Source organism: Actinophytocola sp. (assembly GCF_036555685.1).
In the GTDB taxonomy this organism is placed as follows: Bacteria; Actinomycetota; Actinomycetes; order Mycobacteriales; family Pseudonocardiaceae; genus Actinophytocola.
In genome coordinates this window covers 44,460-55,732 of record NZ_DATBKY010000128.1, presented here as the reverse complement: position 1 = coordinate 55,732, position 11,273 = coordinate 44,460, and the positions used below count along the sequence as shown (strand labels likewise).

Below are 11,273 nucleotides of genomic sequence, written 5' to 3'. Positions count from 1 at the left end.
CGATCGCGTTCTCGTCCACGCCGAACGGCGGCAAGCCCTCGAGGGCGGCGTAGAGCGTGGCGCCGAGGGAGAACACGTCCGAGCGGGTGTCCGCGTCCTGGCCGAGAGCGACCTCCGGAGCGAGGTAGGCGGGCGTGCCGGCCATGAAGCCGGTCGCGGTCACCGTCGCGTCGCCGGCCGCGCGGGACACGCCGAAGTCGGTGATCTTCGCGGTCCCGGTCGCGGTGATGAGCACGTTGTCCGGCTTGACGTCCCGGTGCACGATGCCCGCCGCGTGTGCCTCGGCCAGCGCGCCGGCCACCTGCACGCCGATCGCCGCCACCTCGTCCGGCGGCAGGTGCCCGCGAGCGGTGATGAGCGCGCCGAGACTCTCCGACTTCAGGTACTCCATGACGAGGCACGGGCGCCCGTCGTGCTCGACGACGTCGTGCACCGCGATCGCGTTCGGGTGCTTGACCCGCCCGGCGATGCGCCCCTCGCGCATGGCGCGCGCGGTCGCCTCCTCGGCCTTCGCGTCGTCGGCGGAGGCCTCGAGGAGCAGCTCCTTGACCGCCACCACGCGGTCGAGCCGCTCGTCGCGGGCCCGCCACACGATCCCCATCGCGCCACGGCCGACGAGCGAGAGGAGGCGGTAGCGTCCGGCGAGCAGGTCACCCGGTTCCATCGGTGCCAACGCTAGCGCGCGGGCGGCGCGCTCAGGCGACGATCTTCGCCACGCGCGCCGTCAAACGGACGGGCTTCGATCGCGCCCGTCCGCCAAAGCCCCGGTCAGCGCGTGGACTGGAACAGCTCGACCGGGTTGCCGGACGGGTCCTCCAGCAGGATCTGCTTGCCGCCGACGCCCGTCACTATCTCGTTGCGGAACGGGACGCCCGCGGCGCGCAGGCGGTCGACCTCGGACTCGATGTCCGACACGTCCAGCGAGATCCGGTTCCACCCGCCCGGCTCGGGCACCCGGCCGTCCGGCATCGACTGGCCGCCGCCGCCCTGCTGGCTCGGCGCGGAGAGCGCGAGGCGCAGGGCGCCGCGGGCCAGCATGGCGAACGTCGGTGCCGGGTGCATGACCTCGGAGAAGCCCAGGTTGCCCGTGTAGAACTCCAGCGCCGCATCGACGTCGTGGACGATGTAGCGCACGAGCACCGTGTCCGTCACGGCTTGCGCCCCACCGCACCCACGATGCACTGCGCCGCCTTGCTCAGCGGCGTCAGCCGGGGACCGTCCGGCCACCAGTCGTCGCACGGGGCCAGGTCCGGCTCGGCCGTGGCGTTGGGCTTGATCAGCTCCAGCCCGTCGAGCATCTCCATGATCTCCGGGCGTGTGCGGAACCGGCCGGCGCCCATCGGGCCGTTCACGAGGATGCTCTCGATCCGCCGGGCGATCTCGCTCAGCTCCGGCACCTGCGGGTCGAAGAAGTGCGAGAACACGACGTAGCTGCCGGGCGCGAGCGCGTCGATGTACTGCTTCATCACCGCCGGGCCGCCCTCGCCCTCAAGGTGGTGCAGGGTGCCGACCTGCAGCAGTACGACCGGGCGGGAGAAGTCGATGCTGCGCCGCACCATCTCGTTCTCCAGCACCTCGGTCGGCCGGAAGATGTCCGCCGACACCATGTGCACGTTGTCGTTGCTCTCGAGCAGCGCGCGGCCGTGCGCGAGGACCACCGGGTCGTTGTCGATGTAGACCACGCGCGCCTCTTCGTTGTTGCGCTGCACGATCTCGTGTGTGTTCTCGGCGGCCGGCAGCCCCGAGCCGCAGTCGAGGTACTGGTCGATCCCGGCCTGGACGGTGAGGAAACGGCACGCGCGGTTGAGGAACCCGCGGTTGCCGCGTGCGATGTCCACCGCCTCCGGTACCGCGGCGTTGATCTTCTTCATCACCTGCCGGTCGACCTCGTACACGGTCTTCCCGCCGAGAAACCCGCCGTAAACGCGGGCGATGCTCGGCCGGTTCGGGTCGACTCCGACCGGGACCTGGCTCGGCGAAACCGTCGGGGAGTTCATGCCCTCACCGTATCCCTCCGGGCGCGCTGCGGAGCTACTCCCATACCGAACGCACCCGATCGATGACGGACGCCGACTGCGCGAGCCCGGCCCGTGCGGCGTCCGCGCGCCGGGCCGGGTCGAGAACGTTGTGGCCGATCGCTTTGAGCGCCGCCGTGTCCGGGCTCACGAGCTCGACGGTCGACCGCTCGCTCAGCAGTTTGACCTGGCTCACCGCGCCGGCGCCCATGCCGCGGGGGAGCGGGGCGAGCACGACGATCCGCTCGTACCCGGCGGCGAGGTCGGCGTTCGCGCCGGAGCGGACGCCGCCGTCCATGTACCGCCGTCCCTCGATCGTGACCGGCGGCCACACGCCCGGAACCGCGCAGCTCGCCGCGACGGCCAGGACCAGCGACACGCCGGCCGCGCGGTCGAACACGCGGAACTCGCCGGTCTCGACGTCGACCGCGGTGAGCCGCAGCGGCGTGTCCGGCCACTCCCGCACCGGCAGCCGCGACTCGATCACCCCGACCCGCTCGGCCTCGGGGACCGTGTGCGCGTTCATGGCGATCTTGCCGATCCGTTCGCGGATCTTGCGTGGCACGCGCGGTGGGGTGACCATCGCCAGCCCGTAGCGCAGCAGCAGCCCCGCGCCGAGGCTGGCGGTGACCTCGTCGGCCGGCGGCTTCAGCTGGACCTGGTAGCACGCCTCGATGTCCATCCCGGCCGCGACCTGCGTGCCGACGACCGAGCCGGCGGACGTGCCGACGACGAGATCCGTCCCGCCGAGGTCGACGCCGGCCGCCTTGAGCCCGGCGAGGATGCCCCACTCCCAGGCGATCCCCGTGATCCCGCCGCCGCCGAGGACGAGTGCGCGTTGCGTCATGCGCACATCATGGCGTCTTCAGTCCCGGGTGAGCAGATCGAGCGCGGCCCGGCCCGGCTGGCCGGTCAGGTCCCAGTCGACGGCACCGAGCAGGAACGCGATGATCGCGTCGGCGAGGACGCTCGCGCCCTGCCAGCGGTACGCGCCGCCCTCGTCCGGGTGGGTGCGGTGGCGCAGGACGAAGCCGTCCAGCATGGCCTGCAGCACCGACGACATCCGCTGATGAGTCCACTCCGGACGCATCACCAGGTCGAGCCCGTGCGCGAGGCGGCGGTAGATGCCGAGCCACACGCCGGTCGCCGCGCGCGAGGCCGGCACCAGCGCGCCGGCCAGCTGCGGGTGCCGGGGCAGCAGCGGCGCGAGGTGGAGAACGAGAAAACTCCGCGGATGCCGGACCAGGCCGGCGAGCAGCTCGTCGGCGGCATTGATGACCGCGCGGGAAAGCGGCGCGGCGGGTTCCAGTGCCGGAGTTTCGGAATCCCGCAGCAACGCGTAGACGACCGCGTCGGGCAGGAATTCCGCGCGCGTCGGCCAGCGGCTGAAGAATGCGCGCCGGCTCGAACCGGGGCCGCGCGAGGGCGCCAGCCGGATCACGTCCTCGACCTGCAGCCAGTCGAGCGCGGCGGGAAACCTGATGTGCGCCAGGCGATCCGGCGCGACCGGTTCCTCCTGCAGGTAGGCGTCGATGAGGTCGGCGGCGACGGACAGGAACCGCGTCGCGGTGCCGTCGTGACGCGACTGAGATGTGCGCCGTGTTGTTCGCGGAGCCACCGGCGGATTCCTCCAAGCGGACTCGGACCCCGGACAAGTGTGGCGGTAGTAGAGATCAATCACAGCCCCGCATCCGAGTGACGCCGTAATTTCCGTCTCACTCTGTGTAAGCGCCTTCAAATGGACCGGAATCTCACGAAATGCGGTGCCCGCGCGTCTACCAGGTATGTCGACGAACAGGCACACGTACAGGCACACGGTCACCGGGTCGCTGATCGGCGAGCTCACGCTCGTCGCCGACGGCGAGGAGCTCGTCGGGCTCTACTTCGCACACCACTGGTACCGGCCGGACCCGGCCACGTTCGGGCCGCGGGACGACCGGGGCTTCGCAGCGGCGACCAGCCGGCTCGGCGAGTACTTCGCCGGGGAGCGCACCGCGTTCGACCTCCCGGTGCGCGCCGACGGGGACGAGTTCCAGAGCGCGGTGTGGCAGCGGATCGCCGCGATCCCGTACGGGGAGACGACCACCTACGGCGACATCGCCCGCGACCTGGGCGACCCGGCGCTCGCGCGCGACGTCGGCGCCGCGGTCGGGCGCAACCCGCTGTGCGTCGTGGTGCCGTGCCACCGCGTGCTCGGCAAGGGCGGCGCGCTCACCGGGTACGCGGGCGGGTTGCGGCGCAAGCGGTTCCTGCTCGACCTCGAGGCCGGCCGGCCCTGGTTGTCCTCAGTAGACACAGCAGTAGACACAGCAGTAGCCACGGCGGCCGGCGCGACCGGGTGATCAACGGGACGGCGAACGCGAACGGGTCGAGGCGCGGGCCGGTGTTGTGCGAACAAGTGGACGTTTCTCCACCACTTGTGGCAACGTGGCTGCGGTACGCCGACCGAGGAGACCTTCGTGGCCGTGACCCGGGTTGCCGACGGCGTCCACCTGTTCCGCGACACCTGCAACGTCTACGCGCTGGTCCGCGACCGGGAGGCCGTCCTCATCGACTTCGGTGACGGCGCGGTGCTCGACCACCTCGACGACCTCGGCGCCGACCGGGTCACCGACGTCCTGCTCACCCACCACCACCGCGACCAGGCGCAGGGCCTGTCGCGGGCGGTGGCGCACGGCGCGCGGATCTGGGTGCCGCCCTCGGAGCGCGACCTGTTCGACCGGGTCGACGTGCACTGGCAGCACCGGGCCCTCACCAACTACTACGACCTGCGCCAGGACCGGTTCTCCCTGCTCGAGCCCGTGCCGGTCACCGGGACCGTGCCGGAGTACCGGACCCGGCGGTTCGGCGGGTTCGACGTGCTGACCCTGCCGACGCCGGGGCACACGCTCGGCTCGGAGACCTACCTGGTCGACGTCGGCGGCCGGCGGCTCGCGTTCACCGGCGACCTGATCTTCGGGCCGGGCAAGGTCTGGTCGGCGGCCGCGCTGCAGTGGTCCTACAACGCGATCGAGGGCCTGTACGCGACCGTGCTGTCCCTCTACGAGCTGCAGGCCCGCGGGCCGGACCTCGTACTCCCCGCGCACGGCGAACCCATCGCCGAGCCGCGGCCGGCGTTCGACCTGCTGGAGCTGCGGCTGCGCGCCTTCGCCGACTCGCGGCGCGACGAGCCGTGGGACCCGCGCGACCAGTACGACCGCCCGTTCGAGGTGCTGAGCTCGCACCTGCTGCGCAACCGGACGAGCTTCGCCACGAGCTACGTGCTGCTGTCCGACACCGGCAATGCGCTGCTGATCGACTACGGGCTCGACATGATCGCCGGGCTGCCCGTGGGCGACGACCGCTCCTCGCGCCGGCCCTGGCTGCCGTCGCTGGGCCGGCTGCGCCGCGACTTCGGCGTCGACCGCGTCGAGGTCGCGATGCCCACCCACTACCACGACGACCACGTGGCCGGGTTCAACCTGCTCCGCGAGGTCGAGGGCACGCAGATCTGGAGTGAGCGCGCGGTCGCCGACGTGCTGGTCGCGCCGAACCGCTACGACCTGCCCTGCCTGTGGTACGACCCGATCCCGGTGGACCGGGTGCTCGACGCCGGCCTCGCGGTGCGCTGGCACGAGTACGAGCTGACCGCCTACCCGTTGCCCGGCCACACGCTCTACGCCGTGGCCATCGCCTTCGAGGTGGACGGCCGGCGCGTGGTGGCGACCGGCGACCAGCAGTCCACGACCTGGCAGGCCGGCGAGCCGGAGATCCTGAACCTGCAGTACAAGAACCGCTTCCGCATCGACGACTTCGTGGCGAGCGCCGAGCTGTACCGCAAGCTCGCGCCGCAGCTGATGATCAGCGGGCACTGGCTGCCCCGCGAGGTCGACGACGCCTACCTCGACCACCTCGCGGTCAAGGGCGCCGAGCTCGCCCGGCTGCACCGCGACCTGCTCCCGCTGTCCGATGTGGACTTCGACGCGGAGGGGACGGGCGTGTGGATCCGGCCCTACCAGGCCACGGTCGCCGCCGGCGAGCCGCTCACGCTCGAGGTCGAGGCGCGCAACCCGTTCACCGAGGCGGACACGGTCGCCGTGCGGCTGGTCGTGCCGAAGGGCTGGCGGTGCGCGCCGGCCGAGGCGAGCGCCACGGTGGCCGGCCGCGCGCACACGACGTTCGAGTTCGCCGTCCGCCCGCCGGCGGGCGAGCACGTCCGCCGGGCCCGCGTCGGCGCGGACTACACCGTGGGCTCGTGCCGGTTCGGCCAGCAGGCGGAAGCCCTCGTGGACGTGACGTGATCGAGCTCGGGCTCGACCCGGGCCGGCTCGTCGCCGAGGTCCGCGGCGCGGACGGCCGGCTGTGGTTCCGGCTGCGCCTGCTGTCCTCCGTGGACACCCTGACCGGGCCGGACGAGACGCTCGGCACGCCCTCGGTCACCCGCGACGGCGACCGGATCGAGGTCCGCTGCGCGAGCTCGCGCTGGCTCGAGCGGGTCACCGTGCTCGAGCGCGCGGGCGACCGGCTGGAGCTGCGAACCACCGTGCGCGGCACCGGCGACGTGCTGACCGCGCACCTGCTCGGCGGCCACCGCCCCCCGGCGGGGTTCCTGCCCAGCGGCTCCGCCCTGCGCACGGTGTACTCGCCCAACCCCGACCACCCGCGCCGGATCGGGCGGCCCGCGGTCGAGCCGGCCGTCATCGGCGTGGTCGGCGACGGCGCCGAGCCCGGCGTGGGGCGGTGGCTCTTCGCGCCCGCGCCGTGGTGCCTCGCGGTGACCACCGACGAGCGCGAGTGGGCCGCGCTGGGCCTCGCCGCCCCGGTCGAGGCCCAGACGTTCACGTCGCTGCACTACGCCGCGGGCACCGACGGGTTCTCGCTGCGGCTGGACTACGAGGGCCACACCCATGTGCACGGTGAGCTCACGCTGCCGGCCGTGGTCGTCCAGTTCGGCCACGACAGCCCGCCCGCGGCCCTGCGCGCGCACCGCGACCTGCTCGTCGACCGCGGCCTCGCGCCCCGCCCGCGCACGGCAGTCCCGGACCACTGGCGGCAGCCGATGTTCTGCGGCTGGGGCGCCCAGCACCACCTGGCCCTGCGCTCCGGACGGTCCACGAAGGACTTCGCCACCCAGGAGCACTACGACGCGTTCCTCGGCCACCTCGAGCGGCACGGCGTCGTGCCCGGCACGGTGGTGATCGACGACAAGTGGGCGCGCCGCTACGCGACCTGCCGGCCGGACGAGACGAAGTGGCCCGACCTGGCCGGCTGGATCCGCGACCGGCACGCGCGCGAGCAGCGGGTGCTGCTGTGGTGGAAGGCATGGGACCCCGACGGCGCGCCGCCGCAGGGCTGCGTGCGGCTGCCCGACGGCACGCCGGTCGCGGTCGACCCCGAGCATCCGCTCGGCGCGGCGACGGTCGTGGACGCCGTCGAGCACATGCTCGGCGACCTCGACGCGGACGGGCTGAAGGTCGACTTCCTGGCCAAGACCCCGAGTGGCACCGCGCTGCGCCACGCCGGCCCGTCGTGGGGTGCCGCGCTGCTGCACCGGCTGCTCGGCCTCGTCCACCAGACCGCCAAGCGGGTCAAGCCGGACTCGCTGCTCGTCACCCACACGCCGAACCCGGCGTTCGCCGACGTCACGGACATGATCCGGCTCAACGACATCCGCATGCTGGACGCGGTCGACCCGGACGGCCCGGTCGTGCCGCACATGCGCTACCGCGCCGAGGTGGTCGCCGCGTCGTGCCCGGGGGTGCCGGTCGACACCGACGGCTGGTGCCTGCCCGACCGCGCCGAGTGGGCGGCCTACCTGCGCGAGCAGCCCGCGCTCGGGGTGCCGGCGCTGTACTACGCCACGCACGTCGACCTGAGCGGCGAGCCGCTGCGGGACTCCGACCTCGCCGAGGTGGCCCGCATGTGGGAGTCGTACCGGCGTGCTCAGGGGTTCGTTGGACCTTGACGACGCCGAATCGGCGTCCTACGTTGTGGCAACGATTCCATGTGGAATCGATCCCACAACATCGCCCTGCCGTTCCCCTCGACGACGCGGAGGAAGCCGGATGTCCAGTCGATTCACGCGGGTCCGTGCCGGGGCCCTACTCGCGGCCGGCGCCCTGGTCCTGTCCGGATGCGGCGGCGTCGGGGGTGGCGACGACGACGAGGGCGCGTCGGGCGGCAAGGTCACGCTCACCACGATGGGCTTCGGCGTCGGCGACGAGATCGCCTCGACCAGGGTCGACCTGGCCGACAAGGCGATCGCGCCGTCCAAGGCAAAGATCGGCGGCAACGCGTTCGACCCGCAGCAGTTCCTCTCCGCGGTCGCCTCGAACAGCGCACCCGACCTGGTCTACATGGACCGCCAGCTGCTCGGCACGTACGCCGCGCGCGGCACCGTCGACCCGATGGACGACTGCGTGACGAAGGAGAACATCGACCTCGACCAGTACCGCGACCCGGCGCTGGAGGAGGTCACGCTCGACGGCAAGCTCTACGGGCTGCCCGAGTTCTACGACAACCGCGTGCTGATGGTCAACGACGCGTCCGTGCAGAGCGCCGGGCTGACCCCGGACGCGATCAAGACGAGCGACCCCGACGCGCTGTCGGCGTCGGCCACCAAGCTGGCCAAGCGCAACGGCAAGAAGCTCGCCCGCATCGGGTTCGACCCGAAGATCCCGGAGTTCCTGCCGCTGTGGGCCAAGGCCAACGGCGTGGAGATGCTCAGCGACGACGGGAAGAAGGCCAACCTCGACGACCCGAAGCTCGTCGACGCGCTCGAGTACACCGTCGGCCTGATCGACGCGCAGGGCGGCTGGGGCACGTTCAAGTCCTTCCGCGACTCGTTCGACTTCTTCGGCGAGAAGAACCCGTTCGCCTCCGACCAGCTCGCGGCGTTCCCCATGGAGGACTGGTACCTCAACGTCCTCGCCGACACCTCGCCGGACGTGAAGTTCACGGTCGCGCCGGTCACCGACCAGCAGGACGAGCCGATCGACTGGGCCACCGGCAGCGCGTGGGCGATCCCGTCCGGCGCCAAGCACAAGGACCAGGCGTGCAAGTGGATCAAGACGATGACCGACTCGCAGACCTGGATCGCCGCGGCCAAGGCGCGCAAGGAGAAGCGGGACGGGGAGAAGAAGCCGTTCTCCGGCGTCTACACCGGCAACGAGAAGGCCGACAAGACGATCTTCGGCGATGTCGTGTCGCTGGACGACTACCCGGTCTACAAGAACGCCGTGGACGGCGTGCTGAAGGCGCAGGACTCCGCGTTCTCGATGCCGGCCTCGCCGGCCGGCTCGGAGTTCCAGACCGCGTGGCAGGACGCGGTGAACCGGGTCCTGTCGGGCAAGCAGTCCCCCGCCGACGCGATGGCGCAGGCCCAGAAGGAGGCCCAGCAAGCCCTCGACAACGCGGCCAAGTAGGTAGGCAATGAGCACGAGGACGGACCGGCGACCCCAGGCGCGGCGGGGTCGCCGGTACGACAAGCACGAGACGCGGGCAGCCTTCGCGTTCCTCTCGCCGTGGATCTTCGGGTTCCTGGTCCTCACGGCCGGCCCGATGGTCGTCAGCCTGTTCCTGTCGTTCACCGACTACGACGGGCTGCGCGAGACGAGCAACGTCGGCTGGCGCAACTACGAGCAGGTGCTGACCGACCCGAAGCTGCGCACGGCGCTGACCAACACGCTGATCTTCTCGGTCCTGGCGGTGCCCGCGACGATGATCGTGTCGCTGTGGCTCGCCACCATGCTCTCCAAGGTCGGGCGCCGCTCCACGGGGGTCTTCCGCACGCTGTACTACCTGCCGGAGGTCACCCCCAAGGTGGCCATCGGCGTGCTGTTCCTGATGCTGTTCAACGGCCAGGTCGGGCTCGTCAACGCCGCGCTCGGGCTGATCGGGATCGACGGGCCGGACTGGAGCACCGACGGTCCGTGGGTGAAGCCGGGGCTGGTGCTGATGCACCTGTGGTCGATCGGCGGCACCGTGATCATCTATCTGGCCGCCCTGCACAACGTGCCGCGCGACCTGTACGAGGCGGCCGACCTCGACGGCGCCTCGGCGTGGCAGCGGTTCCGGCACGTCACGCTGCCGATGATCAGCGGCGCGCTGTTCTTCACGCTGATCGTGCAGACCATCAACGCCCTGCAGACCTTCGACGAGGCGTACACCGCGTTCTACGGCAGCGCGGCCTCGGCGAGCTACTCGAGTGACGCGGCGTTGTTCTACGTGGTCTACCTGTTCCAGCAGGCTTTCCAGTTCCTCCACATGGGATACGCCTCGGCGATGGCCTGGCTGCTGTTCCTGGTGATCATGCTGATCACGTTCTTCCAGGTGCGGCTGTCGCGGCGGTTCGTCTACTACGAGGGCGGTGACCGCTGATGGCCGCACCGGTCGTCACCGCGCCCGAGGCTGTCCAGGCGCCCGAGTCCACCGCACCGCCCGGCAGGCGGCGGCGCGGCTGGCGGCGGCTCCCGTTCTGGCTCGGGCTCATCGCGGCTTCGGTGCTGTTCCTCTACCCGTTCCTGTGGGTGGTCAGCGCGTCGCTCAAGCCACGCTCCCAGGTGTTCGACAACGCGCTGATCCCGAAGCAGTTCGCGTGGGAGAACTTCGTCAACGTCTGGACGGTCGCGCCGGTCCTGACCTGGTTCTTCAACAGCGTCCTGGTGACGCTCGCGGCCGCGGTCGCGGTGACGGTCTCCAGCGCGCTGGTGGCGTTCGGCTTCGCGTACTTCCGGTTCCCGGGCCGGAACGTCCTGTTCGGACTCGTGCTGGCCACGATGATGCTGCCGACCGCGGTCACGATGATCCCGGTGTACATGATCTGGAACAGCGTCGGCCTCGCGACCACCCAGGTGCCGCTGTGGGCGGCGAATCTGTTCGGCAGCGCGTTCTACATCTTCCTGCTACGCCAGTTCTTCCTCGGCCTGCCACGCGACATCTTCGAGGCGGCGCGCATCGACGGCGCGAGCTACTGGGGCCTGTTCTGGCGCATCGCGGTGCCGCTGTGCAAGCCGGCGATGATCGTGACGTTCGTGTTCGAGCTCAAGGCGAGCTGGTCGGACCTGCTCAAGCCGCTGATCTACCTGCGCGACACGGAGCTGTACACGATGCCGCGCGGGCTCAAGGCGATCTCCGACCAGTTCGGCCAGAGCGGCGAGCAGCAGTGGGAGGTCGTGCTGGCCGGCAGCGTGATCACCACGCTGCCCATGGTGATCGTGTTCTTCCTGGCGCAGCGCCACTTCGTGTACGGCATCGCGACCCAGGGGCGCAAGGGATGAC

11 protein-coding genes are annotated in these 11,273 nt (G+C 71.3%); 6 read left to right on the top strand and 5 right to left on the bottom strand.

Going from position 1 to position 11,273, the window contains the following annotated elements:
* From VH969_RS13320 to VH969_RS13300, 5 genes are all read right to left on the bottom strand, one after another.
* Positions 1 to 664, bottom strand: a 664-nt coding sequence (locus tag VH969_RS13320) for a serine/threonine-protein kinase (protein WP_331974033.1), incomplete at its 3' end; no start/stop codon positions are given.
* A 104-nt stretch (positions 665 to 768) separates the two neighbouring features.
* Complete coding sequence (locus tag VH969_RS13315; protein ID WP_331974032.1) at positions 769 to 1,152, bottom strand: VOC family protein; 384 nt, start codon at positions 1,150 to 1,152, stop codon at positions 769 to 771.
* A complete protein-coding gene (locus tag VH969_RS13310; RefSeq protein ID WP_331974031.1) occupies positions 1,149 to 1,997 on the bottom strand; it encodes an SAM-dependent methyltransferase in 849 nt (282 codons plus the stop codon). Before VH969_RS13310 ends, VH969_RS13315 begins: the two co-directional genes overlap by 4 nt.
* Positions 1,998 to 2,031: 34 nt before the next feature.
* Positions 2,032 to 2,862, bottom strand: coding sequence for a patatin-like phospholipase family protein (locus VH969_RS13305; RefSeq protein WP_331974030.1), 831 nt, complete (start codon positions 2,860 to 2,862; stop codon positions 2,032 to 2,034).
* An 18-nt stretch (positions 2,863 to 2,880) separates the two neighbouring features.
* Positions 2,881 to 3,633: a hypothetical protein gene (locus VH969_RS13300; RefSeq protein ID WP_331974029.1), complete on the bottom strand. Its 753-nt coding sequence runs from the start codon at positions 3,631 to 3,633 to the stop codon at positions 2,881 to 2,883.
* Positions 3,634 to 3,799: 166 nt separating this feature from the next.
* On the opposite strand from VH969_RS13300, the gene VH969_RS13295 reads away from it, so the two are divergent.
* From VH969_RS13295 to VH969_RS13270, 6 genes are all read left to right on the top strand, one after another.
* Positions 3,800 to 4,357: a methylated-DNA--[protein]-cysteine S-methyltransferase gene (locus VH969_RS13295; RefSeq protein WP_331974028.1), complete on the top strand. Its 558-nt coding sequence runs from the start codon at positions 3,800 to 3,802 to the stop codon at positions 4,355 to 4,357.
* 117 nt (positions 4,358 to 4,474) lie between these two features.
* Positions 4,475 to 6,295, top strand: coding sequence for an MBL fold metallo-hydrolase (locus VH969_RS13290; protein WP_331974027.1), 1,821 nt, complete (start codon positions 4,475 to 4,477; stop codon positions 6,293 to 6,295).
* Positions 6,292 to 7,959 (top strand): hypothetical protein, encoded by a 1,668-nt coding sequence (locus VH969_RS13285; RefSeq protein ID WP_331974026.1) that lies wholly within the window; start codon positions 6,292 to 6,294, stop codon positions 7,957 to 7,959. The genes VH969_RS13290 and VH969_RS13285 overlap by 4 nt, the downstream gene beginning before the upstream one ends.
* 100 nt (positions 7,960 to 8,059) lie before the next feature.
* Positions 8,060 to 9,418, top strand: a complete 1,359-nt coding sequence (locus VH969_RS13280) for an extracellular solute-binding protein (protein WP_331974025.1) — start codon at positions 8,060 to 8,062, stop codon at positions 9,416 to 9,418.
* Between the two features lie 7 nt (positions 9,419 to 9,425).
* A complete protein-coding gene (locus tag VH969_RS13275; protein ID WP_331974024.1) occupies positions 9,426 to 10,373 on the top strand; it encodes a carbohydrate ABC transporter permease in 948 nt (315 codons plus the stop codon).
* Positions 10,373 to 11,272 carry a carbohydrate ABC transporter permease gene (locus VH969_RS13270; protein ID WP_331974023.1) on the top strand — a complete coding sequence of 300 codons (900 nt, stop codon included), beginning with the start codon at positions 10,373 to 10,375 and terminating at the stop codon, positions 11,270 to 11,272. The genes VH969_RS13275 and VH969_RS13270 overlap by 1 nt, the downstream gene beginning before the upstream one ends.
* Position 11,273: the final 1 nt, after the last annotated feature.